Consider the following 25,074-nt stretch of genomic DNA (forward strand, 5'->3'; position numbering starts at 1 on the left):
GTGAGACCAGGTCTCACGGAGCGCCGTGGGTCACGACGATGCAGCGCGAGCCTACCGTGCCGATGTTCGCCAAACGGACCTGGTGAGGTTCGTTAAGCGGCTGTTGCGCTATCGATACCCGTGCGGTCAGCCGGCGGTCGCCGAGGCGTCTTGTTCGCGTTTGATTTCGAGGGCGATGTCGATGAGTTGGTCTTCCTGGCCGCCGATCAGCTTGCGCTGTCCGGCGCGGTGGAGCAGCTGGTGGGCGGGCACGCCGTAGCGTTCGGACTGGCGGATGGCGTGCTTGAGGAAGCTGGAGTACACCCCGGAATACCCCATGACCAGGGCATTGCGGTCCAGGAGGCACTCGGCGGGCATCGCCGGACGCACGACGTCCTCGGCGGCGTCGGCGATCTCGAAGAAGTCGATGCCGGTCTTGACGCCGATCTTGTCGAACACCCCGATCATCGCCTCGACCGGCGCGTTGCCCGCGCCCGCGCCGAAGCGCCGGGTGCTGCCGTCGATCTGCTTGGCGCCCGCGCGGACCGCCTCCACCGAGTTCGCCACCCCCAACCCGAGGTTCTCGTGGCCGTGGAACCCCACCTGGGCATCGTCGCCGAGTTCGGCGACCAGCGCCGCGACGCGGTCCGCGACGCCCTCGAGCACCAGCGCCCCCGCGGAATCGACGACGTAGACGCACTGGCAGCCTGCGTCGGCCATGATGCGGGCCTGGGCGGCGAGCTTCTCCGGCGGGATCGTGTGGGCCATCATCAGGAAGCCGACGGTCTCCAGGCCGCGGTCGCGGGCGAACCCGAAGTGCTGGACCGACACGTCGGCCTCGGTGCAGTGCGTGGCGACCCGGCAGATCGACCCGCCGTTGTCCTGCGCCTCGGCGATGTCGTCCTTCGTGCCCAGACCCGGCAGCATCAGGAACGCAATCTTGGATTCGGTGGCCGTCTCGGCGGCCAGCTTGATCAGTTCCTGCTCTGGGGTCTTGGAAAAGCCGTAGTTGAAGCTCGACCCGCCCAGCCCGTCGCCGTGGGTCACCTCGATGACGGGCACCCCCGCGGCGTCCAACGCGGCGACGATCGACCGCACCTCGTCGGCGGTGAACTGATGACGCTTGTGGTGCGACCCGTCGCGCAACGACGTGTCGGTCATGCGCACGTCCCACACCGGGTTGAAGAAGACGTCACTCATGCGTGGCCTCCAGTCGTCGCCGCGAGCACTTCCTTGGCTATCTCCTCGCCCACCTTGGTCGCCGCGGCGGTCATGATGTCCAGATTCCCCGCGTACGGCGGCAGGTAGTCCCCGGCACCCTCCACCTCCACGAAGACCGTCACCAACGCCTGTCCACCCGAGTGCATCGAGGGCGGGTCGAACTGCGGCTCGTTGAGCAACCGGTACCCCGGCACGTAGGTCTGCACCTGCGCGGCGACGTCCTTGATCGACGCGGTGATCGCATCCTGATCGGCGTCTTCGGGGATGGCGCAGAAGATGGTGTCGCGCATGATCATCGGCGGCTCGGCCGGGTTGAGGATGATGATCGCCTTGCCCCGGGTGGCGCCGCCGATGACCTCGATGCCCCTGCTGGTGGTCTTGGTGAACTCGTCGATGTTGGCCCGGGTGCCCGGTCCCGCCGACGCCGAGGACACCGACGCGACGATCTCCGCGTAGGGCACGTCCACGACACGGGACACGGCGTGCACCATCGGGATCGTGGCCTGCCCACCACAGGTGACCATGTTGACGTTCGGGCTGTCGAGGTGCTCGCGCAGATTCGCCGGCGGGATCACCCCGGGTCCGACGGCGGCCGGTGTCAGGTCGATTGCCCGGATGCCGGCCTCCGCGTAGCGCGGAGCGGCATCACGGTGCACGTAGGCACTGGTCGCCTCGAACACGAGGTCGGGCAACTCGTCAAGTGCGAGAAGCCAATCCACGCCCTCGGCCGACGTCTCCAGACCGAGCTTGCGCGCCCGCGCCAAGCCCTCGCTCTCGGGATCGATGCCGATCATCCACCGCGGCTCGAGCCAGTCCGACCGAAGCAGCTTGTACAGCAGGTCGGTGCTGATGTTGCCCGAACCGACGATCGCGACGGTTGCCTTGTTCATGAACTCGTGCTCCTACTCAAAAGACAGATGGACGGAACCTAGTCCGTCGAAACGGGCTACGAAATCGTCACCGGGACGAGCATCTATCGCACGCGTGCACGATCCCGGCAGAACGATGTCACCGGCCTTCAACCGCACCCCGAACTGGTCGACCTTGCGCGCCAGCCACGCCACCGCGGTCACCGGATTGCCCAGCACAGCATCACTTCGCCCCTCGGCGACGACCTCGCCGTTGCGCGTCAACACCGCCGGAATGGCCGTGATGTCGATGTCCTTGGGCGACACCCGCTCGGTGCCCAGCACCCAGCCCGCCGACGACGCGTTGTCCGCGATCGTGTCGCACAGTTTGATCTTCCAGTCCGTGATCCGGGTGTCGATCAACTCGATCGACGGCGCGAAGGCGGCCGTCGCGGCCAGGACGTCGTCCTCGGTGCACCCCTCGCCGGGCAGGTCGTCGGCCAGGACGAACCCCACCTCGACCTCCACGCGGGGGTACAGGAACGTGCCCGCCGCGACCGGCCTGTCCTCGAACACCTCCATCTCGGCGAGCAGGTGACCGTAGTCCGGCTCGTCGACGCCCATCATCTTCTGCATCGCCTCCGACGACAGGCCCACCTTGTGCCCGATCACCCGCGCCCCGCCCGCGACCCGCGAGCGGATGTTGATCAGCTGGATCTCGTAGGCATCGACCACGTCGATGTCCGGGTTCCCATCGGTCAGCGGGGAGATCGGCTCGCGGTCGCGCTCGGCTCGAGCGAGGTCGGCAGCGAGCCGCTCGCGCACCTCAGCGGGCAACATTCGTGAAGTCCCCTCGTTTAGTTGACCGGCACTGTTGTTGGATGGCCGGGCCATTCTATAACGTGTTCTACATGACTGAGCAGGAGTACGACGTCGTGGTGGTCGGTAGCGGCGCCGCCGGCATGGTCGCCGCCCTCACCGCCGCCCACCAGGGCCTCTCGACACTAGTCGTCGAGAAGGCCCCGCACTATGGAGGTTCGACGGCCCGATCGGGCGGCGGCGTGTGGATCCCGAACAACGAGGTGCTCAAGCGCGACGGCGTCAAGGACACCGCCGAGGCGGCCCGCACCTACCTGCACACCATCATCGGGGACGCCGCACCGGCGGAGAAGATCGACACCTATCTCGAGCGCGGACCGGAGATGCTGTCGTTCGTCCTGAAGCACTCGCCGCTGAAGCTGTGCTGGGTGCCGAACTACTCCGACTACTACCCCGAGACCCCGGGCGGCAAGTCCACCGGACGGTCCGTCGAGCCGAAGCCGTTCAACGCCAAGCGACTCGGCCCGGACGAGAAGGGCCTCGAGCCGCCCTACGGCAAGGTGCCGATGAACATGGTGGTGATGCAGCAGGACTACGTCCGGCTCAACCAGCTGAAGCGCCACCCCCGCGGGGTCCTGCGCAGCCTCAAGGTGGGCATCCGTTCGGTGTGGGCCAATGCCACCGGCAAGAACCTGGTCGGGATGGGACGCGCACTCATCGCCCCCCTGCGGATCGGCCTGCAGGACGCCGGGGTCCCCGTTCGGCTGAACACCGCCCTCACCGACCTCTACGTCGAGGACGGCGTCGTGCGCGGCATCTACGTACGGGACAGCACCGGACCGGAAAGTGCCGAGCCGCAACTGATCCGCGTCCGCCGGGGAGTCATCCTCGGCAGCGGCGGGTTCGAACACAACGAACAGATGCGGGTCAAGTACCAGCGCGCGCCGATCACCACGGAGTGGACCGTCGGCGCCGTCGCCAACACCGGCGACGGCATCGTGGCCGCCGAGAAGCTCGGGGCCGCGCTGGATGTCATGGAGGACGCGTGGTGGGGTCCGACCGTTCCGCTGGTCGACTCGCCGTGGTTCGCACTGTCGGAGCGCAACTCCCCCGGGTCGATCATCGTCAACATGTCGGGCAAGCGCTTCATGAACGAGTCGATGCCCTACGTGGAGGCCTGCCACCACATGTACGGCGGCGAGTTCGGCCAGGGCTCCGGCCCCGGTGAGAACGTCCCGGCCTGGCTGGTCTTCGACCAGCAGTACCGGGATCGCTACATCTTCGCGGGTTTGCAACCGGGACAGCGCATTCCGAAGAAATGGCTCGAGTCCGGCGTGATCGTCAAGGCTGACACGCTCGACGAGCTCGCGCAGCAGACGGGGCTGCCCGCCGACGCGTTCAGAGCGACAGTGGACCGGTTCAACGGCTTCGCGCGCAGCGGCGTCGACGAAGACTTCAAGCGGGGCGAGAGCGCCTACGACCGCTACTACGGCGACCCGACCAACAAGCCGAACCCCAACCTCGGCGAGATCAGCCACGGCCCGTTCTACGCGGCGAAGATGGTGCCGGGCGACCTGGGCACCAAGGGTGGGGTCCGGACCGACGTGGACGGTCGGGCACTGCGCGACGACGGCTCCGTGATCGACGGGCTGTACGCCGCGGGCAACGTCAGCTCACCGGTGATGGGCCACACCTATCCCGGCCCCGGCGGGACCATCGGCCCGGCCATGACGTTCGGCTACCTCGCGGCGCTGCACCTCGCCGGATCGTCCGGCGGTCGCTGATGCCGATCGACGTCGACGTCGCGCTGGCCGCGGAACCTGCCACCGCGGAGTTCTCGTGGACCAGCAGCGACGTGCAGCTCTACCACCTCGGGCTCGGCGCGGGCTCCGACCCGATGGATCCACGCGAGCTGCGCTACCTCACCGACGACACCCCGCAGGTTTTGCCCACCTTCGGCAACGTCGCGCAGAGCTTCCACATGACCGAGGCGCCCACCGTCCGGTTCCCCGGCATCGACATCGAGTTGTCGAAGGTGTTGCACGCCAGTGAGTCCGTCACCGTTCCCGGTCCGATCCCGGCCGCGGGAACGGGTGTCGCGACCACCCGGTTCACCGACATCTGGGACAAGGGCAAGGCAGCGGTCATCTGGTCCGAGACGACCGTGACGTCGCCGGACGGCACGCCGCTGTGGACCCAGCGCAGATCCATCTTCGCCCGCGGCGAGGGCGGATTCGGCGGCGAGCGGGGCCCGTCCGGGTCGCAGTCGTCCATCGATCTCTCGGAGCGCGCTCCCGATCACGACTTCACCATCGCGGTGTCATCGCAGCAGGCGCTGCTCTACCGGATGTGCGGCGACCGCAACCCGCTGCACTCCGATCCCGGGTTCGCCGCGGCGGCGGGCTTCCCGCGGCCGATCCTGCACGGCCTGTGCACCTACGGCATGACGGCCAAGGCGCTCACCGACCTGCTGCTCGACGGGGACACCTCCCGCGTCGGACGGTACGGAGCGCGCTTCGCGGGCGTCGTGTTCCCCGGCGAGACGCTGCGGGTGCGCGCCTGGGAGGACGGCGCCGGATATCAGGCCGTCGTCACCGCACCCGACCGCGACGACGCCGTCGCACTGGCCGGGGTGGAGTTCGTTCCGGCCTAGGAGGCTCGGCTGCACCGATTGCTGGCCGACCGGTGTCACGGCATTGCTGCCAGCCAGCTCCCACGAGTGGGCTGGTGCTGGTTTGCACGGCTCCGGCAGACGGCACGACAATCGGTGTCGACGCCGGGAAAGGCGATCTCGATGATTGTTCCGCCGACCAGCGGGAAACCAGCGAGCGTTCTCAGGCGCAACCAGCGACCTGCTAGTTTCGTCTGACGTGATCATCCCATTGGGGGGATGTAGCCAGTCGAATTGACCGTCCAGGAGGGCACGACACGTGAAGTACACCGTCACCATCACCAGATTGGCCGCTGCGGCCGTGGCCGCAGGCGCCATCGCCGTCTCGGGCGCGGGCATCGCGTCGGCAGAGGACGTTGCCACGCAACCGATCGGCGCGCAGGCCAAGCTCGTCGACGGGAACGTCGTGCAGGGGTGGACCGTGACGGGGCTCAAGCAGAGTTCCGACGTCATCCCCTACCCCGTCGCCGGGACGCTGTGGGAGGTCACCGCTACGGACGAGGCCCTCCAGGGCGGCGCCACGCCGATCGTCTCCAACTTCAACGTCCGCGCCAACGACGGCCAGACCTACCGCGCGCTGTTCGGCGTGGCGACCCCGCAGGGCGTGAACCCATCGACTCTCGCGCAGGGCCAGTCGACCAGCGGCAAGATCTACTTCGACGTGACCGGGGCACAGCCCGACAGCGTCGTCTACAACGCAGGCGGCCAGGACCGACTCGTGTGGACTCCTGCTCCCGCGCCGCAGCCGCGCCAGGGCGGCACCCAGTCCTACCCGTCGAACCGCGGCGCGCAGCCGGTGTCGACCCCGGGCGCCGCAGAAGCAGTGGCCCCCGGAACCCCCGCGGCCGCCGCCGTCCCCCCGGGGACCGCCGCGCCCGCGGGCACGGCGACCCCGACCGAGGGTGCACCTCTGCCCGCCAGCACAAACCGCGTTCCCGGCGCACCGCTGCCGGAAGGCAGCACTGGCACGCCGCTTCCGGCCGGCAGCACCGGCACCCCGCTTCCCGCCGGGAGCCAGGGCACGCCGCTGCCGGCGGGTCCCGAGGGCACAGCGCAACCCGCAGCACTCCAGCAGCCGCCCGCGCCTGCTGCACCGCCGCCGCCCGCCCAGGGATCGTCCGGTACGCCGGTCTCCCCGGCCGCGCCCGTGTCGCCGGTGGCACCCACCACGACGCTGATCGTGCCTCCGCCGCCGCCCAGCTGATCCTCGTCAGCCGCACGTAACCGATGGCCGCTGATCTGCCCATGGCAGATCAGCGGCCATCGTCACGAGTGGGACGACCACCAGCGGTAGAGCTGCTCGAGGCTGGGCCCGCGCTCGTCGCCCCGGATCGCCGCGACCATCAACTCGGAATCGTCCGTCCACGCCAGGGTCGGTAGGTCACGCTGAAATCCGCAGAACAGAGTTCCCGCAACCTTGTCCGGGGCCGCGTTGCGGCGCCATGCCCCTGGGGACTGGATGGAACCGGGGCAGTTGACGACCGCGGACGCCCGGATGATGTCGTCGAACGCGACCTTCAGCGCCGCTCGATCGGGCAGCAGTGTGTAGGTGGCCAGTGGCGGGCCGCCGGTATCGGCGTTGCGCTCACACCCGAACTTCGCGAGGGCACCCTTCGGCGTGGCGACGGGTTCGCACGCCGCGTCGGGATAGCCGGACGGCAGGAGTTGCCGCAACTTCTCGCGCGCAACGGCTTCCGGCTGCGCCGTCGGAGTCGTGACGACGGGTGTCGCCGAGTCGTCGGACGAACTCAACGCCCACGCGCCTAGGCCGCCGAGGACCACCAGCGCCACTGCCGCAATGACTATGGGGCGCACCGGGATCGAACGCTTCTGACGGATGGGCCGCTGCCTGGGCATCACGACGACGGGGGGCGGCGTGGTCATCGCCCCGGACCACGGTCCGTCGTCGTGCTGCTCGTACGGACGGAACGGTCCGGACGGATGCTGCAGCGGCCCGGACGGGTGCTGCTGCGGTCCGGAATGCTGCAGCGGTCCCGACGGGAGCTGCTGTGGTCCGGAATGGTGCAGCGGTCCGGACGGGTGCTCGGCTCCCGATGGGTGGTGGACGGGTCCGGACGGATGGGGGCCGGATGCCTCGGGGTCGGGAACTGCGGGGTTCGTGACCTCGTCGACGTCCGCGTCGTCGGCCTGGGCTGGGATCGGCGCGGAGTTCACGGGTCCGGTGGGAGGCCGCCGGGGCCCGGTGTAGTTCGGATGCACGTCGGCGGGCCAGCCGTCACCACCGGTCGATCCGGGCGGCCGCGACTCCGGGGGCAGCGTCACGCCTGCACCTCGGTCTGGCTGCCCATAACGTCACTGCTCCTGAGAAGTTCGTCCCGGCCTGCGGGAGGCCCCGTCCGACGTGCCGACCCAGCATTGCGTCGCCCGCCCCGTCGAGGGTAGTGGCCGTAGTCGCGTGGCGCGGCCTCGTCCGCAGCGATGGCCACGGTTCGTCCTACACGCGGCGTGCGAGATCCTCGTCGCCGCGCGAATCGTGGACGGGAGGACCGACTGGCGCAGGCCCGGGGGCGGGGGTTCCGCTACCCGGCCCGGCCGCCGCACCCTGGGGCGGGTCGACCGGAGCGCGCTCCGCCTGGTGCAGGCGCTCGCGATCCTCGCGCGCGGCTGCATCGTCCTTGCGATCACTCGGCGCGTCCTCGCGAGCTTGGCCACCGGCGGGCGCCGATCCGCCCTGGGATCCGCCCTGTCCGGCCCCGGCCGGGGCACCGCCGCCCTGACCACCCTGCCCGGCAGCGGCGGGAGCCGGAGCGCCGCCACCCTGCGGCGCGCCCTGTCCACCACCACTTCCGGACCCGCCACCCTTGCCCGCGAAGCCCTGTGCGGCCTGCATGGCCTGCTGCATCATCTGGCCGAAGCCGCCACCACCGCCGGCCTGCTGACCGGCCTGCTGTCCCGCCTGTTGCGCCATCTGCCCCATCTGGCCGAGCATGCCGCTGATCTGGCCGACCGACTGGCCACCCTGGTCATCGGCGTTCTCGTACGCGGACTGCGCGGCAACGACCTTGCCGGAGAACATCGTCTCCTTGGCCTGCAGGGAGGCGACGCTGGCCGCGAGAGGGGCGGTGAGCATCGGCAGTGCCGCCGAGATGGTCATGCTCATCGCATCGGCGCCTGGCGGCAGCATCGGCGGCTGCGGGAGTTCGACAGTCGCGGGATCCCAGTTGATTCCCTCGGGCTTCTTGAGCGGCGAAGACATCAGCACTCACCTTTCGTGATCTCGAATGCACGGCATCGCAATTCACCAGTCATCGTCGGCGTCGTCCTCACCCAGGTCGTAGTCGAGTGCCGGCGGAGGTGCCAGCGATGCGGTGGATCCCCCGCCACCGGACTCGCCGCGATGGGGCATCATCCCCATGCCGCCGCCCATCCCTGCGCTCACGGGCGCGACCCCGCCGACGGCTCCGGTGTTGGCTCCCGTCGAGACGGCGACGGCCTCGGGTGACGTACCCACCAGACCGGCCATCAAGGGGGTCTGTGCGCCCAGGCCACCGGATCCCGGCAGCGACGCGGCCTTGACCATGCCCGCGCCACCACCCGCGCCCGAACCACCTGCCAGCGGGTGATTCGAGAACGACGAGAATGGCGTCGACCCCATGCCGGCGCCGCCCTTGCCGCCGAACATCGACGTCAACTGCTGCAGCGGTTGAGCCAGCTGCTGCACCTGCTGCATCAGCTGCTGCGGCGCCTGCATGACCATCCCACCCAGCTGCTGCGGGATCTGGGCGGCCATGGACGCCATCTGCATCATCATCTGCATGCCCTGCTCGGAGCCCTTGCCGCCGGCCTTGCCCGCCTCTTGGGCGGCCTGCGCCGGACCACCCGGCGATCCGGCACCCGGAAGCGACGGAGGGACCCCCAGCGAACTCGCCAGTTCGGTGGTGTTGGCGTTGACGTAGGCCATGTTCTGGGCGAGACCCATCTTCATCCGACTCTGGATCAGCTCGGACGTATTGCTCACGGGCATTGCCTGGATCGCCTCGCACTCGCGTTGGGTCTCCATCGCCGTCGCGTTCACCAACGCCTTCGTGCGCGCGACGGTGACCTCCATGCTGCGCAACCTGAGCGCGATGGACGCTGCCTGTGCGGCGTGGGCTTCGTGGGCCCCGATGATCGACGTCGCCTCGCCGGCAGCTGCGACCGCACCGCCACCGGTCCACTTGTCGGACAGCGCCATGAGTTGGCTCTGCTGCAGCGGCACCACTGACCCCAACAGCTTTGCGGCCAGCGCTTCGTATTGCCCGGCGGCGGAGGCCAGAGCCTCCTCGTCGACGTTGGGCCACCCAGGGCCCATGACCGTCTGCGACCCATACGGACTCACGTCGGCTTGCAATCCCACGACACGGCTCCCCTCGACACACCCGTCCGATGTCCTGATCAAGCCTACCGTTGCGACCCTGGGTTCCGACGCGCGTATTCGACGACGGGTCGCCACTACGGGCGATCACCGACGGCGACGGGGTCGGATCGCCGACCGCAAATGCGCTGCGCCGGGGCGGATGGTCGACGTCTACTGCGGTCAGTGCGGCTCGTGTGGCTGCAGCAGTTCGCCGACGACCGCCCGGAGCCGCGTGAATCGGCCACGCGTGAGGCGACACACGGCGCGACGGTGGCAGTTTGGCCGCCCGCACCCTCAGGGTCCGACGCCAGCTCTGCCGAAGTAGCCCGAATTGTGCCTCGTCTGACGTTCGTTTGCTGTTTACGTTTGCAGAGCTACCCCGCTGGGTAAGATCGACGAGGTCGGACGGACGTTCAGCAAAGGCGATGGCGTACCCGTCCGCAGCGCGGTTCCGGCGGTGTCGTGCCAGGTACCGCAGGCTTGGCCGATTCGAGGGGGCGGCGCGAGGCTGGGGGACGGACGTCCTCCGGCTTCGCGCCGTGGGCCTAGCCCAGGATCAGCCCCGAGGTCGGTACGCCCGTCCCGGCGGTGACGAGCACGTGCTCGACATCGGGCACCGGGTTGACCGAGGTGCCGCGCAGCTGGCGCACCCCTTCGGCGATGCCGTTCATGCCGTGGATGTAGGCCTCACCCAGCTGACCGCCGTGGGTGTTGATGGGTAGCCGGCCGCCGAGTTCTATCGCGCCGTCGGCGACGAAGTCCTTGGCCTCACCCCACCCGCAGAAGCCCAACTCCTCGAGCTGGATCAGCGTGAACGGCGTGAAGTGGTCGTAGAGGATGGCGGTCTGGATGTCGGTGGGCTTCAGCCCGGACTGTGCCCACAGCTGGTTGCCGACCAAGCCCATCTCGGGGAGCCCACCGAGTTCGGGCCGGTAGTAGCTCACCATCGAGTACTGGTCGGGGCTGGCCCCTTGCGCAGCCGCCTCGATCACGGCGGGCCGGTGCTTGAGGTCCTTGGCGCGTTCCGCCGACACGATCACCAGTGCGACGCCGCCGTCGGTCTCCTGGCAGCAGTCCAGGAGGCGAAGGGGTTCGGCGATCCACCGGGAGTTCTGGTGGTCATCGATGGTGATCGGCTTCTCGTAGAAGTAGGCCTTGGGATTGTTAGCGGCGTGCTTGCGGTCGGCCACCGAGACAGCCCCGAAGTCACGGCTAGTCGCGCCCGACAGGTGCATGTAACGCTTGGCGATCATCGCGACCTGTGCTGCGGGCGTGGACAATCCGTGCGGGTAGGAGAACGAGTTGTCGACCCCGGTGGAGTCGGCGTTCTCCACCAGACGCATCTGCACCTGCCCGAAGCGCATGCCCGACCGCTCGTTGAACGCGCGGTAGGCGACGACGCAGTCCGCGACACCGGTCGCCACCGCGATGGCGGCCTGCTGCACGGTGGCGCACGCCGCGCCACCGCCGTGGTGAATCTTCGAGAAGAACTTCAGGTCACCGATGCCGGTGGCACGCGCGACCGCGACCTCGGTGTTCGAGTCCATCGTGAACGTCACCATGCCGTCGACGTCGGCGGGCGTCAGACCCGCGTCGTCCAGGGCGTCGTTGACCGCCTCGGCGGCGAGCCTCAGCTCACTGCGCCCGGAGTTCTTCGAGAAGTCCGTGGCGCCGATTCCGGCAATCGCGGCCTTGCCGGACAACGGGCCCGGCATCAGGCACCCACCACTAGCGTCGCGTTGGCGATGACGTGATCACCGAGGCTGTTGCTGCCGGTGATCTTCAGCGTGACGAGGTCTCCGTCGACGGCGGTCACCTCACCGCTGAACGTGACGGTGTCGTAGGCGTACCAGGGCACCCCGAGACGCAGTCCGATGGTCTTGATCCGCGCCGACGGCCCGGCCCAGTCGGTGATGAACCGTTGCACCAGACCGGTATCGGTGAGGATGTTGACGAAGATGTCCTTGCTGCCCTTGGCCTGTGCCTTGTCCCGGTCGTGGTGCACGTCCTGGTAGTCCCGGGTCGCGATCGCCGTCGAGACGATGAACGTCGGGTCGCCGTAGAGCTTCAACTCGGGCAGCTTCGTGCCCACCTCGATGGCTCCCGGGGCCGCCCCGGCGGCGACGTCCGATGAGGTACTCACTTGGCAGGCTCCCACGCGTAGTTGGTCCAGGCCGGGCCGACGTCGTTGGCCGGGAAGTCGATGAACATGACGCGCACGGGCATTCCGATCTCGACGGTGGCCGGGTCGACGTTGCGCAGCTCTCCGAGCATCCGCACGCCCTCGGAGAGTTCCACGAGCGCGATGACGAACGGCAACGTGCGGCCGGGCACCTTCGGCGCATGGTGCACGACGAAGCTGAAGACCGTTCCGGCACCGGAGGAAACCACGTAGTCGGTGGTCTCCTCACGGTCGAGCCACAGCGCCGGAACCGGTGGGTGTTGCAGCGACCCGTCCGGGCGCTTCTGGATCCGTAGTTCGTGTGCGTTGACGCCGTCCCAGAAGAACCTGGTGTCCTTCGACGATGCCGGACGCATCGCGGCGTCCGCGTCGAGGTCGTCCGGCACGGTCGACGCGGCCTGCGCGTCCCCCTTGTCGGCCGGGATGAACTTCATGATGCGCCACATCATCTCGGCGACGAGTTCGTCACCCACCGTCCACGTGATGCGCTGGGTGATGAAGAACGCCTCGCCGAGGGCGGTCCGCTTGGGACCGACGACGTCGGTCAATTCGGCTGCGACACTGACCTCCTCGCCGGGACGAAGGTAGCGGTGATAGGTCTGTTCGCAGTTGGTTGCGACGACCCCGATGTAGCCCGCCTCGTCGAACAACTCGAGGATCTTGCCCAGCGGATCGTCGTCCGGCCGGACGCCGCCGAGACCCATCATCGTCCACACCTGGATCATCGCCGGCGGCGCGACGGTCCCCGGGTGACCCGCAGCCTTGGCGGCCGCCTCGTCCGAGTAGATCGGGTTCTTGTCACCCAGCGCATCGGTCCAGTGATCGATCATCGGCTGGTTGACCGGATGGCGGCCGGTGCGTGGCGCACTCTTGCCCTCGGCCTTGACCCTCTCGGCCGCGGCCTGGATGTCCTCGATGGCCGTCACCTGGGGACCCTCGGCACCTTCAACCCCGACGCCGCGATCATCTCCCGCATCACCTCGTTCACACCACCGCCGAAGGTGATGACCAGGTTCCGCTTCGTCTGCGAGTCAAGCCATTCCAACAGTTCGCCCGTCTCCGGCTCCGCAGGGTTGCCGTACTTGCCGACGATCTCCTCGGCCAACCGGCCCACGCGCTGAATGCGCTCGGTACCGAACACCTTGGTGGCGGCGGCGTCGGCGACGTTGATCTCCTCGCCGCCAGCAGCGACCTGCCAGTTGAGCAGTTCGTTGATCCGCCAGATCGCCTTGACCTCACCGAGCAGACGCTTGACGTCGTCATGGTCGATCGGCGTGACGCCGTCGCCACCGGGCTTGGAGGCCCAGGCGTGCACGCGGTCGTAGACGCTCGCGACCTTGCCCGCCGGTCCCAGCATGACGCGCTCGTGGTTGAGCTGGGTGGTGATCAGGCGCCAGCCCGCGTTCTCCTCGCCGACCAGCATGTCGACGGGGACGCGGACGTCGTTGAAGTACGTGGCGTTGGTGTGGTGCGCGCCGTCGGACAGGATGATCGGCGTCCACGAGTAGCCGGGATCGGACGTGTCGACGATGAGGATCGAGATGCCCTTGTGCTTAACGGCTTCCGGATCGGTGCGCACCGCCAGCCAGAGGTAGTCGGCGTCGTGGCCACCCGTCGTCCAGATCTTCTGGCCGTTGACGATGTACTCGTCGTTCTGCCGCACGGCAGACGTGCGCAGCGACGCCAGGTCGGTGCCCGCCTCGGGCTCGGAGTAGCCGATCGCGAAGTGGATCTCACCGGCCAGGATGCCCGGCAGGAACTTCTTCTTCTGCAACTCGGTGCCGTACACCTGCAGTGTCGGGCCGACGGTCTGCAGCGTCACCGCGGGCAGCGGTACGTCGGCACGGGCAGCCTCGTTGACGAAGATCTGCTGTTCAATCGGCCCGAATCCCAGGCCGCCGAACTCCTTTGGCCAGCCGACACCGAGTTTGCCGTCCGAGCCCATCCGCTTGATGATCGCCCGGTAGGCCTTGCCGTGCCGGTCGACCTCCATCTCGGCGGCCTCTTCGGGCGAGATCAGGTTCGAGAAGTACTGCCGCATCTCGCCCTGCAACTGCCGCTGCTCGGGTGTCAGTTCGATGAACATCAGGCTCCCACCAGGTCGAGGCGATGCGAGGGACCACCCAGGAGTCGGGCGAGGTCCTTGACGGACGAGTAGTAGCGGTTCATCGGGTACGTGATGTCCATGCCCATGCCGCCGTGTAAGTGATGGCATGTCTGCATGTTCGGCGGCGCCTGGGACGTCAGCCAGTAGCCGAGGACCGCGAGATCGGCGTCCGCGTCCCGGTCCTCCGCCAGCCGCCAGATCACCGAGGTCGACGCCAACGCCAGTGTGCGCGAGGCGATGTAAACCTCCGCGAGTTGCGCGGCGACGGTCTGGAACGTCGACAGCGGCCGCCCGAACTGCTCGCGGGTGGCGACGTAGTCGGCGGTGAGCCGCAGCGCGCCGGCGACGAGGCCGGCGGCGAAGGCACCGGTGGCGGCGAGCGCCAACTGGTTGACTCGGTGCACCGTCCCCGTCAGCACGTCGGAGTCCGGGACCGCCACGTCGGCGAACGTGACGACGTACTCGTCGCCGCCGCTGGCGGAGGGAGTCCTGGTCAGTGTCACGCCGTCGGCCTTGGGCGACACGACGACGACGGCGCTGTCGGCGGTGACCACCAGCCACTCCGCCCGTTCTGCGTAGGGGACGCCGACCTTGGTTCCCGAGAGGGTGCCAGCGGCGAACGACGTGCTCGGGTGCTCGGGCAGCGAAGTCCCCGGCTCGTTCAGCGCCGCCGAGAGCACGCCGCCCTTGGCGACCTCGGCAAGGAACCGGTCCTGTTGTTCATCGGAGGCGAGGTCGAGCAACGGGATCAGCCCGAGACCCAGCGTCGCCAGCGCGGGGCTGATGGTGCCGTGCCTGCCGATCTCGGTCAGCGCGGTGGTGATCTCGGCAAGGCCCAGGCCGTCCCCGCCGAGTCGCTCCGGAACGCCGAAGGAGATGACGCCGCCGTCGACGAGCGCCTCCCACGTGTTGTCCCGCCCGAGTGCGGAGGTCACCACGTCGGCAACCGCCTGCTGCCCTTCGCCAAGACTGAAGTCCACCCGAATCCTCCTTGATCCGTTGCGCAGTACGCGATTCGACGGCCGGGCTAGGCGCTGACGGCGCCCTTGCCGGTGTAGTCGACCTGCCAGTGCTTGATGCCGTTGAGCCATCCCGACCGTAGCCGCTCGGGCTCCCCCACGGACACCAGATCGGGCATGTTGTCGGCGACCGCGTTGAAGATCAGGTTGATCGTCATGCGGGCCAGGTTCGCGCCGATGCAGAAGTGTGCGCCGGTGCCACCGAAGCCGACGTGCGGGTTCGGGTCGCGAAGGATGTTGAAGGTGAACGGATCGTCGAAGACGTCCTCGTCGAAGTTCGCCGAGCGGTAGGACATCACCAACCGCTGCCCCTTCTTGACCGACACGCCAGCCAACTCGGTGTCGGTGTTCGCCGTCCGCTGGAACGCCGACACCGGTGTGGCCCAACGGATGATCTCGTCGGCCGTCGTCGTGGGCCGTTCCTTCTTGTACAGCTCCCACTGGTCGGGGTTGTTCGCCAGCGCGATCATCCCGTGGGTGATCGAGTTGCGGGTGGTCTCGTTGCCGGCGACGGCCAGCATGATCACGAAGAAGCCGAATTCGTCGTCGGACAGCTTCTCGCCGTCGAGATCGGCCTGGATCAGCGTGGTGACGATGTCGTCGGTCGGGTTCTTGCCCCGCTCGTCGGCCATGGCCATCGCGTACATGATGAGTTCCATCGACGACTGGGCCGGATCGACGTCGGCGAACTCGGGATCCTCGCCGCCCGTCATCTCGTTCGACCAGCGGAACAGCTTGTCCCGGTCGTCCTGCGGCACCCCGAGGAGTCCGGCGATCGCCTGCAGCGGCAGCTCGCAGCTGACCTGCTCGACGAAGTCACCACTGCCCTCCGAGGCCGCGGTCTTGGCGATGTTCTGTGCGCGCTGCGCCAGTTCGTCCTCGAGACGACCGATGGCGCGCGGGGTGAAGCCGCGCGAGATGATCTTGCGCAGCCGGGTGTGGTGCGGCGCGTCCATGTTGAGCATGACGGCGCGCTGCATCTCGACCGACTCGCGCGTCATCTCCTTCGGCCAGGTCGGGATGGCGCCGTTCTCCCAGCTGGAGAAGACGTCACTGCGGCGCGACACCTCCTTCACGTCGGCGTGCTTGGTGACGAGCCAGTAACCCTGGTCCTCGAAGCCACCGGCGCCGCCCGGGATGTCGACCCAGTGGATCGGCTCGGACTTGCGCAGTTCGGCAAGCTCGTCGACGGGCAGACCGACCAGGTTGACGTCGGGATCGAGGAAGTCGAAGTCTGCTGGAATGTTGAGGGGTGCCATGTGGGTGCGCTCCTAATTGCAACGTGTTCTAGTGCCAGTAAAACATGCCTTCACCGCAGATCAAAGACGTGGCGGCATCGCCGCTTGTCAGGGTTATGAAACGTGTTCTAGCCTGACGGAATGGGTAACCCTGTCATCGTCGAAGCCACCCGCAGCCCCATCGGCAAGCGCAATGGTTGGCTGTCCGGGCTGCATGCCACCGAGCTTCTGGGCGCCACGCAGCGGGCACTGGTCGAGAAGGCCGGCATTGATGCCGGTGAGGTCGAGCAGGTCATCGGTGGCTGCGTCACGCAGTTCGGCGAGCAGTCCAACAACATCACCCGGGTGGGCTGGCTGGTGGCCGGTCTGCCCGAGCACGTGGGCGCGATGACGGTGGACTGCCAGTGCGGCAGCGGCCAGCAGGCCAACGGTCTGATCGCCGGGCTGATCGCGGCCGGCGCCATCGACGTCGGCATCGCCTGCGGCATCGAGGCGATGAGCCGGGTGGGACTGGGCGCCAACGCTGGGCCCGATCGCGGCATCCTGCGGCCGGAGTCGTGGGACATCGACCTGCCGGATCAGTTCACCGCCGCCGAGCGGATCGCCAAGCGCCGCGGCATCACCCGCGAAGAGATCGATGCGTTCGGGCTGGCTTCCCAGCAGCGGGCGAAGCAGGCCTGGGCGGAGGGACGCTTCGACCGCGAGGTCAGTCCCATCGAGGCACCCGTCCTCGACGAGAACAAGCGCCCGACCGCCGACCGCGCCGCCGTCACCCGCGACCAGGGGTTGCGCGACACCACGCTGGAGGGCCTGGCATCGCTGAAGCCGGTGATGGAGGGCGGAATCCACACCGCCGGAACGTCGTCGCAGATCTCCGACGGTGCCGCGGCAGTGCTCTGGATGGACGAAGACAAGGCCCGCGCGCTGGGTCTGACGCCGCGTGCCCGCATCGTCAGTCAGGCGCTCGTCGGCGCCGAGCCCTACTACCACCTCGACGGGCCCGTGCAGTCGACGGCGAAGGTGCTCGAGAAGGCCGGCATGAAGATGGGCGACATCGACATCACCGAGATCAACGAGGCCTTCGCCTCGGTGGTCCTGTCCTGGGCGCGGGTGCACGAGCCCGACATGGACACCGTGAACGTCAACGGCGGCGCGATCGCGCTCGGACACCCGGTGGGCAGCACCGGATCCCGTCTGATCACCACCGCACTGCACGAACTCGAGCGCACCGACAAGACCACCGCGCTCATCACGATGTGTGCCGGCGGGGCGCTGTCCACCGGCACGATCATCGAACGGATCTAGAGAACTCCGACGCGATGACGACCGACATCGCTCGCATCGCCGCCGCCCAGGCCTACATCAGCGCGCTGGCCGACCATCGGGCCGATGCCGTCCCGTTCGCGGCGAACTGCACCCGCGTCGAGGTGGGCCTCAAGACGGGGTTCTCGGGACGGCATCTGCGCCGCAGCCTGAACCGGGGTCTGCAGTACCGGGTCATCGCGTCGACCACACCGCCCGACTTCTCGGTCGACGGCGACCGGGTGCGCGCCCGGTTCGACGTCATCACCAAGCCGACGGTCGCGGGTCGGCGCGTGTGCGCACACGTCGACGAGACCTTCACCTTCACCGCGGACGGCGAGATCCAGCACATCAGGGCCGACCTGCGGCCCTTCATCCAGCGCTAGCGCGAGTTAGGTTCTAGGACATGGCAAACCCCTCCCGCCCACTCAAGCCCAAGCAGATCGAGAGCCTCAACTCGGCGAAGGTCGGCACCGCGATCAAGTGGATGTCCAAGGCACAGACGTTCCTGTTCAAGAAGACCGGCGGGAAGTTCGGCAACAAGTTCCTCAAGGGCGCCGAGGTCGGGATCCTCACCACGATCGGTCGCAAGTCCGGCGAGCCGCGTGACAGCCCGCTGCTGTTCCTGCAGGAGGGCCCGCGAATCGTGCTCGTCGCCTCGCAGGGCGGCCGGGCCACCAACCCGATGTGGTACCTGAACCTGAAGGCGAACCCGCAGGTCACCTTTCAGACGAAGACGGGAACGTCCACGCTGGCGGCCCGCGATGCGAACGACGCCGAACGTGACGAGTACTGGCCGAAACTCGACGCCATGTACGCCGACTTCGCGAACTACCGCAGCTACACCGACCGGAAGATCCCGATCGTCATCTGCGATCCGGCCTAGGGCGCCTGCAACGAGAGGATGCTGATGTCCGGCGGCGCCCCGATGCGCACCGGCGGACCCCAGAATCCAGCTCCCCGGGACACGTACAGCTGGGTGTCGTCGACGGTCGACAACCCAACGAGGGACGGTTGCACCGCGCGCACCGCATAGTGGAAGGGCCACATCTGGCCGCCGTGCGTGTGCCCGGACAGCTGGAGGTCCACGCCGTTCTCGGCAGCGCGGGTGACCTGCACCGGCTGGTGCGCCAGCAGCACCCGGGCCCGCGTGGGGTCGGTTCCGGCCAAGGCGCGTTCGAAGTCCGGACCGTCCCCGCGGGTGGCTCCGACGACGTCGTTGACGCCGACCAGGTCGAACGCCGCGCCACCCCGTCGGATCGCGGTGTTGGCGTTCCGAAGCGGCTGTACGCCGAGCCGTTCCAACTCCTGCAACCACGACTCGGTGTCGTCGACGAAGTACTCGTGGTTGCCGGTGACGAAGAACGTCCCCTCCCGAGAGCTGAGGTCTCGCAGGGGTTCCGCGGCCGATCCCAGTTGCGCGACGGTGCCGTCCACGAGATCGCCGACGATCGCGACCAGGTCCGGCTGCGCCTCGTTGATCATCCGGACGATCCGCTCGGTGTGTGGGCGTCCAGCCAGCGGACCGAGATGGATGTCGGACACCACCGCGATGCGGAACCCGGTGAACGCCGGGTCGAGACGGCGCAGCCGCACCGGCACGTCCAGCACGTCGGGCGGGCCGAGCGCGGTGGCGGCCCCGAAGCCGACGAGCCCCACCGAGGCGGTCCCGGCCGCGACGGCCGCCGATCGCGCGATGAAGACCCGACGGTTCACGATCGGCATCGACTCGGGAACGTCGTCGCTTCCCTGGGCAGGCTCGGCGTCGCGCCGGGGACATCTGATCCAGCGCCGCAGCACGAGGCGGACGGGTTCGAGCACCAGCAGCGTCAAGAACAGATAGGCGACCAGGGCGAACCACAGCCAGCCCGCCCACTCCAGCCAGACCGGCAGGGTGGACTCGGTGGCGCTCGGCACGATCAGCGTCGCGACGACCAGGACGGCCAGCGCCAGCAGGCCGCCGGTCATCGACCATCTCATTCGGCCGGACACGGTCGTGTCCTTGATCAGCCGCTTCCAGACGTAGAGGTGCATCAGCCCGAGGACCGCGCCGAGGATGACGATGAACATTCGGTCCTTCGGTCGGGGCGAGTGGTTCCGCCAGCCTAGTTCGGCGAAGTGACTAGGCTCGTCGTCGTGGCATCCGGTGAGAGTCTGCACTTCTACTTCGATCCCGTCTGTCCGTTCGCATGGCTGACCAGCAAGTGGGTCCGGTTGGTGGCCGAGCAGCGCGACTACGACGTCGAGTGGCGCTTCATCTCACTGCGAATCCTCAACGCGCACATCGACTACGCCACTCACTTCCCACCCGAGTACGAAGCCGGACACACCGCCGGACTCCGCCTGCTCCGCGTGGCGGCCGCGGTGCGCAGCGAGCACGGGCGTGACGCCGTCGGACCGCTGTACGAGGCGCTGGGCGTACGCATCTTCGATACGTCGAGGACGGTCGACCCCCTGTCCGCGGCAGATCAGGGCGCACGGAGTGTCGTCGAGCCACTGTTGACGTCGGTCGGCCTGCCCGTCGGCTTGGCAGACGCCCTCGACGACACCACGTGGGACGACCAGATTCGCGCCGAGACCGAGGAAGCGCTGTCGTTGACCGGCCGCGACGTCGGCACGCCGATCCTGCACTTCCAGCCGCCTGACGGAACGGCGTTCTTCGGACCCGTGATCAGCAGGCTGCCGGACGCCGACGATGCGGGCGCGCTGTGGGACCACGTCGTCGGCCTCGCATCGTTTCCCGGCTTCACCGAACTCAAGCGGTCGCTGCGGGAGCGTCCTCAGCTGGCCAGTTTCGGTGTCGACCCCGACGCGGTCGGCACGGTGGAGGATTGGCACGGCGGGAGTCGCCGGACCACGGGCTAGGGTTTGCCGCTTCGTACCCGGGGAATCATGGGGCATGTCGGACACCCGGAACCCAGTGCGCAACGCGAGCGTCGTCAAGCAGGCGATGAAGTACTTCGCGCGCGGCCACGTCTGGGCTTACCAGCACACCGGCGGCGTGATCGGATCCCGGTTGCTGTGGCTGCCGTCGGCGCTCATCACGACGACGGGGCGGCGCAGCGGACGGCAGCGGGTGACGGCCACGCTGTGCCTGATCGACGGAGACCGGGTCGTCTTGCCCGCGTCCTTCGGAGGTAGGGACGAGAACCCGGCCTGGTACCTCAACATCGGATCGGATCCGCACGTTCGGGTGCAGTACGGCTCCACCACGCGGGACATGACTGCACGCGACGCCACCGACGACGAGCGTGCCGACTACTGGCCCCGACTGACGCGGATGTACCCGCCGTACCGCGACTACCGGCAGGCTGCCGACCGCGTCATCCCCCTGGTGGTGTGCGAACCGGCTTGACCCAAGGCGTAATCGCGCCCCTGAAATTGCCGCGGTGGCCGAACGTGCACCGTGTGAGGATTGCGGTACGAGTCGCGGCGCGTGATGGGCTGCCGGCGAAGGGGGGTGCGCATGATCCGGCGCGCCCTTGCGCCCCTCCTGGTGAGCGTGGCCATCACCAGCTGCGGAATGTTCGGCCCCGACCCGCAGGCGGTGTCGCTACCGCTGGCGTTCGGCGCGCGAGTCACCGACGGCGAACTCCGGCTGTGGACCGGGTCACCCTGCCACGACGTCACCAGGGTGACCGTCAGATTCACCTCCGACGCGAAGCTGATCTTCGAGCCCGCGCCCGGCCGGCGGGCCGACGTCGACTACCTGACGCTCGACGGACCCAATCCTGGACTGCGCGTCGAGGAGGCGCTACCCGACGGATTCGATTGGCGCACGGCGGAACAGGTCGACCTCTGGATCGACGGCGCGGCGGGAGAAGGGTCGAAGCGAGCGCTCGTCGCGGACATCGTCGCCGGATCAGCGGATCACCCCGAAGACACCTATTGGTTCCAAGACGTGGGCTGGCTCGGTCCCGACGACGTCGACGAGCTGGACGGCAAGACGTTCCTCACCCCCTGCACCCCCGATCCGGCACGGCAACCTTCACTGCCGCCTGCCTTCGGCGTTCGCGTGACCGACGGAGCGCTCCGGATATGGACCGGTTCGCCGTGCACCGACGTCAACGGCGTGACACTCGACTTCATCGGAGAACCACCGGGGCGAGGGACCACGGCGTTGACGCTGATCGCCTCGGATGGCCCAATCGAGTTCGACCGGTTCACCCTCGGAGAGCCGTTGCAGGGAACGAGGATCGCTCAGGAGCTGCCGGCGGGCTTCGACTGGCGCAGCCAATCGAAGCTGCGACTCGCGGTACACACGCCGAATGTTCACCGAGACCCGACCATGGACCTGGCCGAGGTCATCTCGGGGTCGGCGAGCCACCCGACGACACCTACTTGTTCCAGGGCATCGGCTGGCTCGATCCCGATCAGGTCGCCGATCAGGACGGCAAGACGTTCCTCGGCATCTGCAGTCCCGATCCGGCACGATGACCGAGACCTCGCCATCCAAAGAGGTGAGCCTCGGCGGTGACAGTCCGTGGAATGATCAGTGCAGCCGATCTGCACAGCGCGCTGGGAGACACGCATGGGTGTACTCGATGCATTCTCGTCGACGTGGTCGAGCGCGCGATCGACCTTTGGGCACGGCGCCCCGCCGGCCGGCGACGAATTCAGCGCCAGTGGCCGGTTTCGCGCGCTACAGGCCGACGTAGAGACCGCGGTGCCCGGCTCACGGTGGACGGGTTCCGCCGCCTCCGCCTATCAGGCAGTCAACACCGACCACGGGCGCGTACTCAGAGAACTCGCGCGGCTCGACGACCAACTCAAGACGCACATCGACCAGTCGGCCCGCCTGGTGGTCAACGGCCGCACCGAACTGGACACCGTCAAGAAGTGGGTGTTCGACGTCGCTGCGGCAGTTCCCAAGACCGCGGTCGGCGAACGCATGCTGCTGCCCATCGTGAACAAGGGCCTGGGCGACGTCGCCGAGATCGTGACCCGGACCAACGGTGAACTGAATGCCATCGGTGCCGGCGTCCGCGGCCTCGGCGAGCAGTACCGAAAGCTCGGCGAGCAGAAGCTCGCGGGCGGGGGCGAGCCGGGGCAGGCGGTGGGCGACGACAAGAAGCCCGAGACCGAGAACGACTACGAGAAGGCCCTGCGTGACGCCGGCCTCCTCACCGGGCCTCCTCCGGACGGCTACTACCGCGAATGGCTGCAGAACGCGGAACGGCAGGGCGTGCCACCGGACGTCCTCGTCGACATCGCTCGACGCCACCACATCACGCCCGACAGCTTCGACGTCCTCAACGGGATGGAGAAGGTCACCGACGCGGATGGCAAGTCGTTCTTCCTCGTGCCACCCGGCACGTCGGGTGCCGACGTACGCAAGGCGGCGCTGATGACGTACGTACTCAACGCCGGGACCGACTACGGCGATGGCACGGCCCACGACTTCGAGCCCACGCCGTACTCCGCCGACGAGGTGCAGCGCATCATCGACCGTCAGGAGGCCAACGCCTGGAGTTACGACCAGGACGTCGACTTCGTCCACGACAACGGCGGCCGGCTGACGACCACTCCGAACGGGATGCTGATGGGAATGGGCGGAAATCAGCTGCAGGACTTCTTCAGCGAGGGTGGCGGCAGCACGTGGGGAGACGTCTTCATGGTCAACATCGACGACCCGAAGGACCCTGCTCAGACGCTTCGCGACATGATCCACTCGGGGAACATGTGGTACCCGAGGGAGGGCGGCGAGGGGCGCGAGGGGCTCAATCAGCTGGACCTCGACCGGATCCTGCACCACGAAGAGCGCCATTCGCAGCAATGGCAGAGGTTGGGCTACCTGGGCTTCATCAACGCCTACCAAGGCGGCAAACTCGTCGAGATCTTCACCGATCACCCATTGGAGAAGGACGCAGGCCTGTCCGACGGAGGTTATTGATGATTCAACGTGTGCTCATCGCGCTGACAGCCGTCGCCGTCCTCGTCGCGTGCGACCCGCTGGGCCGTCCGTCGCTCGAGTCCGCGTTCGGCGCCCGGGTGCTCGACGGAAACCTGCACATCTGGACGGGATCGACGTGCCATGACGTCATCGGACTCGGACTGACCTTCGACCCCAACAAGCAGGACACGCGTGCCGAGCTGATGATGACCGCGCCGAACCGCGTCGGGGTCGACGTGGACTACTTCGCTCTCGGCGAGCCGGTCCGCGGACTGACGGTGACCCAACCGCTGCCCCCGGGATTCGATTGGCGCCGTGCGGAAGACGTCCGCATCAACGTCGACGGCATCACGAAGGGCGGATGGGGCGACACCACCGACCTCGCCGAGGTCATCGAGAACTCGGCCGCACACCCCGATGACACCTACTGGTTCCAGGGCGTGGGGTGGCTCGACCCCGAAGAGGTCGCACGGCAGGACGGCAAGACGTTCCTGGCCACCTGCACCGACAGCCCCGAGTGATCAGGCGCCGAAGACCGGCAGCGGCGTCCGGGACCTGTCCAGCAGGTCGGTGACGACGGGGCCGAGTTCCGCGGGATCCCAGCGCGCACCCTTGTCGGCCTCCGCGCCACGGGCCCAGCCTTCGGCGACCCGGACGATGCCGCCCTCGACCTCGAACACCCGGCCGGTGACGTCGCGTGACTCGACGCTGCCGAGCCACACGACGAGCGGCGAGACGTTCTCCGGTGCCATCGCGTCGAAGTCACTGTCCTGAGTCGACATCATGTCTGCGAACACCGTCTCGGTCATCCGGGTCCTGGCGGACGGGGCGATGGCGTTGACCGTCACGCCGTAGCGGCTCATCTCGGCCGACGCGACAAGCGTCAGCGCGGCGATGCCCGCCTTGGCGGCGCTGTAGTTCGCCTGTCCCACACTGCCTTGCAGCCCGGCCCCCGAACTGGTGTTGATGATGCGCGCATCCGGGGTGTCCCCCGCCTTCGACCGAGCGCGCCAGTAGGCGCCGGCATGCCGCATGGTCGCGAAGTGCCCCTTGAGATGCACCGCGGTGACGGCGTCGAACTCCTCCTCGCTGGTGTTGGCGAACATCCGGTCGCGGACGATTCCCGCGTTGTTCACCAGCACGTCGAGCCCACCGAACACGTCGACCGCCGTCTGGATCAGGCCCTCGGCCTGCGCCCAGTCGGCGACGTTGGCGCCGCTCGTCACGGCCTCCCCACCGGCAGCCGTGATCTCGTCGACGACGGTCTGCGCGGCGCTGCCGCCGCCCGCGGGGGAGCCGTCGAGTCCGACTCCGATGTCGTTGACCACCACGCGCGCACCCTCTGCGGCGAACGCCAGCGCATGCGCCCGGCCGATGCCGCCGCCTGCGCCCGTCACGATGACCACGCGGCCGTCGAGCAATCCCATGTTCGATCCCC

The 25,074-nt window shown here is 68.2% G+C and carries 25 protein-coding genes; 11 read left to right on the forward strand and 14 right to left on the reverse strand.

Going from position 1 to position 25,074, the window contains the following annotated elements; all coding sequences use genetic code 11:
• Positions 1 to 126: 126 nt before the first annotated feature.
• From dmpG to G6N64_RS00980, 3 genes are read right to left on the reverse strand one after another with little or no spacing between them, the layout of a single operon-like run.
• Complete coding sequence (gene dmpG / locus G6N64_RS00970; RefSeq protein WP_163795210.1) at positions 127 to 1,179, reverse strand: 4-hydroxy-2-oxovalerate aldolase; 1,053 nt, start codon at positions 1,177 to 1,179, stop codon at positions 127 to 129.
• A complete protein-coding gene (locus tag G6N64_RS00975) occupies positions 1,176 to 2,090 on the reverse strand; it encodes an acetaldehyde dehydrogenase (acetylating) (RefSeq protein WP_163795211.1) in 915 nt (304 codons plus the stop codon). The genes dmpG and G6N64_RS00975 overlap by 4 nt, the downstream gene beginning before the upstream one ends.
• A 12-nt stretch (positions 2,091 to 2,102) precedes the next feature.
• Entirely contained in the window at positions 2,103 to 2,888 is a 786-nt protein-coding gene (locus tag G6N64_RS00980; RefSeq protein WP_163795212.1) for a 2-keto-4-pentenoate hydratase, read from the reverse strand.
• A 71-nt stretch (positions 2,889 to 2,959) separates the two neighbouring features.
• Between G6N64_RS00980 and kstD the strand changes: the two genes are divergently transcribed.
• The 3 genes from kstD to G6N64_RS00995 all read left to right on the forward strand — a co-directional run bounded on the left by kstD (position 2,960) and on the right by G6N64_RS00995 (position 6,742).
• Positions 2,960 to 4,651 carry a 3-oxosteroid 1-dehydrogenase gene (gene kstD / locus G6N64_RS00985; RefSeq protein WP_163795213.1) on the forward strand — a complete coding sequence of 564 codons (1,692 nt, stop codon included), beginning with the start codon at positions 2,960 to 2,962 and terminating at the stop codon, positions 4,649 to 4,651.
• Positions 4,651 to 5,520, forward strand: coding sequence for an enoyl-CoA hydratase ChsH3 (locus tag G6N64_RS00990; protein WP_163795214.1), 870 nt, complete (start codon positions 4,651 to 4,653; stop codon positions 5,518 to 5,520). Before kstD ends, G6N64_RS00990 begins: the two co-directional genes overlap by 1 nt.
• A 277-nt stretch (positions 5,521 to 5,797) precedes the next feature.
• Complete coding sequence (locus tag G6N64_RS00995; protein ID WP_163795215.1) at positions 5,798 to 6,742, forward strand: MPT63 family protein; 945 nt, start codon at positions 5,798 to 5,800, stop codon at positions 6,740 to 6,742.
• A 62-nt stretch (positions 6,743 to 6,804) separates the two neighbouring features.
• Here G6N64_RS00995 and G6N64_RS30010 read toward each other — a convergent pair whose 3' ends face one another.
• The 9 genes from G6N64_RS30010 to G6N64_RS01040 all read right to left on the reverse strand — a co-directional run bounded on the left by G6N64_RS30010 (position 6,805) and on the right by G6N64_RS01040 (position 16,462).
• Positions 6,805 to 7,821, reverse strand: coding sequence for a hypothetical protein (locus G6N64_RS30010; RefSeq protein WP_163795216.1), 1,017 nt, complete (start codon positions 7,819 to 7,821; stop codon positions 6,805 to 6,807).
• Positions 7,822 to 7,993: 172 nt separating this feature from the next.
• Positions 7,994 to 8,755 carry a hypothetical protein gene (locus G6N64_RS01005; RefSeq protein WP_163795217.1) on the reverse strand — a complete coding sequence of 254 codons (762 nt, stop codon included), beginning with the start codon at positions 8,753 to 8,755 and terminating at the stop codon, positions 7,994 to 7,996.
• A 42-nt stretch (positions 8,756 to 8,797) separates the two neighbouring features.
• Complete coding sequence (locus G6N64_RS01010; protein ID WP_163795218.1) at positions 8,798 to 9,895, reverse strand: hypothetical protein; 1,098 nt, start codon at positions 9,893 to 9,895, stop codon at positions 8,798 to 8,800.
• Between the two features lie 545 nt (positions 9,896 to 10,440).
• Positions 10,441 to 11,610: a 17-hydroxy-3-oxo-4-pregnene-20-carboxyl-CoA lyase gene (locus tag G6N64_RS01015; protein WP_163795219.1), complete on the reverse strand. Its 1,170-nt coding sequence runs from the start codon at positions 11,608 to 11,610 to the stop codon at positions 10,441 to 10,443.
• Positions 11,610 to 12,038: a MaoC family dehydratase gene (locus G6N64_RS01020; RefSeq protein WP_409370792.1), complete on the reverse strand. Its 429-nt coding sequence runs from the start codon at positions 12,036 to 12,038 to the stop codon at positions 11,610 to 11,612. Before G6N64_RS01020 ends, G6N64_RS01015 begins: the two co-directional genes overlap by 1 nt.
• The gene (locus G6N64_RS01025; protein ID WP_163795220.1) at positions 12,035 to 13,003 is read right to left on the reverse strand and encodes a bifunctional MaoC family dehydratase N-terminal/OB-fold nucleic acid binding domain-containing protein; all 969 of its coding nucleotides are present in this window, start codon (positions 13,001 to 13,003) and stop codon (positions 12,035 to 12,037) included. Before G6N64_RS01025 ends, G6N64_RS01020 begins: the two co-directional genes overlap by 4 nt.
• Positions 13,000 to 14,163 (reverse strand): acyl-CoA dehydrogenase FadE29, encoded by a 1,164-nt coding sequence (gene fadE29 / locus G6N64_RS01030; protein WP_163795221.1) that lies wholly within the window; start codon positions 14,161 to 14,163, stop codon positions 13,000 to 13,002. The genes G6N64_RS01025 and fadE29 overlap by 4 nt, the downstream gene beginning before the upstream one ends.
• A complete protein-coding gene (locus G6N64_RS01035; protein ID WP_163795222.1) occupies positions 14,163 to 15,164 on the reverse strand; it encodes an acyl-CoA dehydrogenase family protein in 1,002 nt (333 codons plus the stop codon). The genes fadE29 and G6N64_RS01035 overlap by 1 nt, the downstream gene beginning before the upstream one ends.
• 47 nt (positions 15,165 to 15,211) lie before the next feature.
• Positions 15,212 to 16,462, reverse strand: coding sequence for a cytochrome P450 (locus G6N64_RS01040; RefSeq protein WP_163795223.1), 1,251 nt, complete (start codon positions 16,460 to 16,462; stop codon positions 15,212 to 15,214).
• A gap of 120 nt (positions 16,463 to 16,582) precedes the next feature.
• Between G6N64_RS01040 and G6N64_RS01045 the strand changes: the two genes are divergently transcribed.
• From G6N64_RS01045 to G6N64_RS01055, 3 genes are read left to right on the forward strand one after another with little or no spacing between them, the layout of a single operon-like run.
• Positions 16,583 to 17,746, forward strand: a complete 1,164-nt coding sequence (locus G6N64_RS01045; protein WP_163795224.1) for a steroid 3-ketoacyl-CoA thiolase — start codon at positions 16,583 to 16,585, stop codon at positions 17,744 to 17,746.
• A gap of 14 nt (positions 17,747 to 17,760) precedes the next feature.
• Positions 17,761 to 18,129: a DUF8021 domain-containing protein gene (locus G6N64_RS01050; protein WP_163795225.1), complete on the forward strand. Its 369-nt coding sequence runs from the start codon at positions 17,761 to 17,763 to the stop codon at positions 18,127 to 18,129.
• A 20-nt stretch (positions 18,130 to 18,149) separates the two neighbouring features.
• Positions 18,150 to 18,629, forward strand: a complete 480-nt coding sequence (locus tag G6N64_RS01055) for a nitroreductase family deazaflavin-dependent oxidoreductase (RefSeq protein ID WP_163795226.1) — start codon at positions 18,150 to 18,152, stop codon at positions 18,627 to 18,629.
• Here G6N64_RS01055 and G6N64_RS01060 read toward each other — a convergent pair.
• The gene (locus tag G6N64_RS01060; protein WP_163795227.1) at positions 18,626 to 19,813 is read right to left on the reverse strand and encodes a metallophosphoesterase; all 1,188 of its coding nucleotides are present in this window, start codon (positions 19,811 to 19,813) and stop codon (positions 18,626 to 18,628) included. The two genes, G6N64_RS01055 and G6N64_RS01060, sit on opposite strands and share 4 nt — an antisense overlap.
• Before the next feature lie 66 nt (positions 19,814 to 19,879).
• On the opposite strand from G6N64_RS01060, the gene G6N64_RS01065 reads away from it, so the two are divergent.
• From G6N64_RS01065 to G6N64_RS01085, 5 genes are all read left to right on the forward strand, one after another.
• Positions 19,880 to 20,608: a mycothiol-dependent nitroreductase Rv2466c family protein gene (locus tag G6N64_RS01065; protein WP_174266734.1), complete on the forward strand. Its 729-nt coding sequence runs from the start codon at positions 19,880 to 19,882 to the stop codon at positions 20,606 to 20,608.
• A 34-nt stretch (positions 20,609 to 20,642) separates the two neighbouring features.
• The gene (locus G6N64_RS01070; RefSeq protein ID WP_163795229.1) at positions 20,643 to 21,098 is read left to right on the forward strand and encodes a nitroreductase family deazaflavin-dependent oxidoreductase; all 456 of its coding nucleotides are present in this window, start codon (positions 20,643 to 20,645) and stop codon (positions 21,096 to 21,098) included.
• A gap of 111 nt (positions 21,099 to 21,209) precedes the next feature.
• Positions 21,210 to 22,220 (forward strand): hypothetical protein, encoded by a 1,011-nt coding sequence (locus G6N64_RS01075; RefSeq protein ID WP_163795230.1) that lies wholly within the window; start codon positions 21,210 to 21,212, stop codon positions 22,218 to 22,220.
• Positions 22,221 to 22,274: 54 nt separating this feature from the next.
• Positions 22,275 to 23,636: an EspA/EspE family type VII secretion system effector gene (locus G6N64_RS30070; protein WP_220100562.1), complete on the forward strand. Its 1,362-nt coding sequence runs from the start codon at positions 22,275 to 22,277 to the stop codon at positions 23,634 to 23,636.
• Positions 23,636 to 24,157 carry a hypothetical protein gene (locus tag G6N64_RS01085; protein ID WP_163795231.1) on the forward strand — a complete coding sequence of 174 codons (522 nt, stop codon included), beginning with the start codon at positions 23,636 to 23,638 and terminating at the stop codon, positions 24,155 to 24,157. Before G6N64_RS30070 ends, G6N64_RS01085 begins: the two co-directional genes overlap by 1 nt.
• Here G6N64_RS01085 and G6N64_RS01090 read toward each other — a convergent pair whose 3' ends face one another.
• Positions 24,158 to 25,063, reverse strand: coding sequence for an SDR family oxidoreductase (locus tag G6N64_RS01090; protein WP_163795232.1), 906 nt, complete (start codon positions 25,061 to 25,063; stop codon positions 24,158 to 24,160).
• Positions 25,064 to 25,074 lie beyond the last annotated feature (11 nt).

It is taken from the genome of Mycolicibacterium sediminis, assembly GCF_010731735.1.
GTDB classification, from domain to species: domain Bacteria; phylum Actinomycetota; class Actinomycetes; order Mycobacteriales; family Mycobacteriaceae; genus Mycobacterium; species Mycobacterium sediminis.

Bases quoted from the DNA above. Each gene is read 5' to 3' on its own strand.
- G6N64_RS01050 (WP_163795225.1), top strand. From the start codon at position 17,761: ATGACGACCGACATCGCTCGCATCGCCGCCGCCCAGGCCTACATCAGC.
- dmpG (WP_163795210.1), bottom strand. From the start codon at position 1,179: ATGAGTGACGTCTTCTTCAACCCGGTGTGGGACGTGCGCATGACCGAC.
- G6N64_RS01055 (WP_163795226.1), top strand. From the start codon at position 18,150: ATGGCAAACCCCTCCCGCCCACTCAAGCCCAAGCAGATCGAGAGCCTC.
- G6N64_RS01085 (WP_163795231.1), top strand. From the start codon at position 23,636: ATGATTCAACGTGTGCTCATCGCGCTGACAGCCGTCGCCGTCCTCGTC.
- G6N64_RS01060 (WP_163795227.1), bottom strand. From the start codon at position 19,813: ATGTTCATCGTCATCCTCGGCGCGGTCCTCGGGCTGATGCACCTCTAC.
- G6N64_RS01090 (WP_163795232.1), bottom strand. From the start codon at position 25,063: ATGGGATTGCTCGACGGCCGCGTGGTCATCGTGACGGGCGCAGGCGGC.
- G6N64_RS01040 (WP_163795223.1), bottom strand. From the start codon at position 16,462: ATGGCACCCCTCAACATTCCAGCAGACTTCGACTTCCTCGATCCCGAC.
- G6N64_RS01075 (WP_163795230.1), top strand. From the start codon at position 21,210: ATGATCCGGCGCGCCCTTGCGCCCCTCCTGGTGAGCGTGGCCATCACC.
- fadE29 (WP_163795221.1), bottom strand. From the start codon at position 14,163: ATGTTCATCGAACTGACACCCGAGCAGCGGCAGTTGCAGGGCGAGATG.
- G6N64_RS01015 (WP_163795219.1), bottom strand. From the start codon at position 11,610: ATGCCGGGCCCGTTGTCCGGCAAGGCCGCGATTGCCGGAATCGGCGCC.
- kstD (WP_163795213.1), top strand. From the start codon at position 2,960: ATGACTGAGCAGGAGTACGACGTCGTGGTGGTCGGTAGCGGCGCCGCC.
- G6N64_RS00980 (WP_163795212.1), bottom strand. From the start codon at position 2,888: ATGTTGCCCGCTGAGGTGCGCGAGCGGCTCGCTGCCGACCTCGCTCGA.
- G6N64_RS01045 (WP_163795224.1), top strand. From the start codon at position 16,583: ATGGGTAACCCTGTCATCGTCGAAGCCACCCGCAGCCCCATCGGCAAG.
- G6N64_RS00975 (WP_163795211.1), bottom strand. From the start codon at position 2,090: ATGAACAAGGCAACCGTCGCGATCGTCGGTTCGGGCAACATCAGCACC.
- G6N64_RS00990 (WP_163795214.1), top strand. From the start codon at position 4,651: ATGCCGATCGACGTCGACGTCGCGCTGGCCGCGGAACCTGCCACCGCG.
- G6N64_RS01070 (WP_163795229.1), top strand. From the start codon at position 20,643: ATGTCGGACACCCGGAACCCAGTGCGCAACGCGAGCGTCGTCAAGCAG.
- G6N64_RS30070 (WP_220100562.1), top strand. From the start codon at position 22,275: ATGGGTGTACTCGATGCATTCTCGTCGACGTGGTCGAGCGCGCGATCG.
- G6N64_RS01005 (WP_163795217.1), bottom strand. From the start codon at position 8,755: ATGTCTTCGCCGCTCAAGAAGCCCGAGGGAATCAACTGGGATCCCGCG.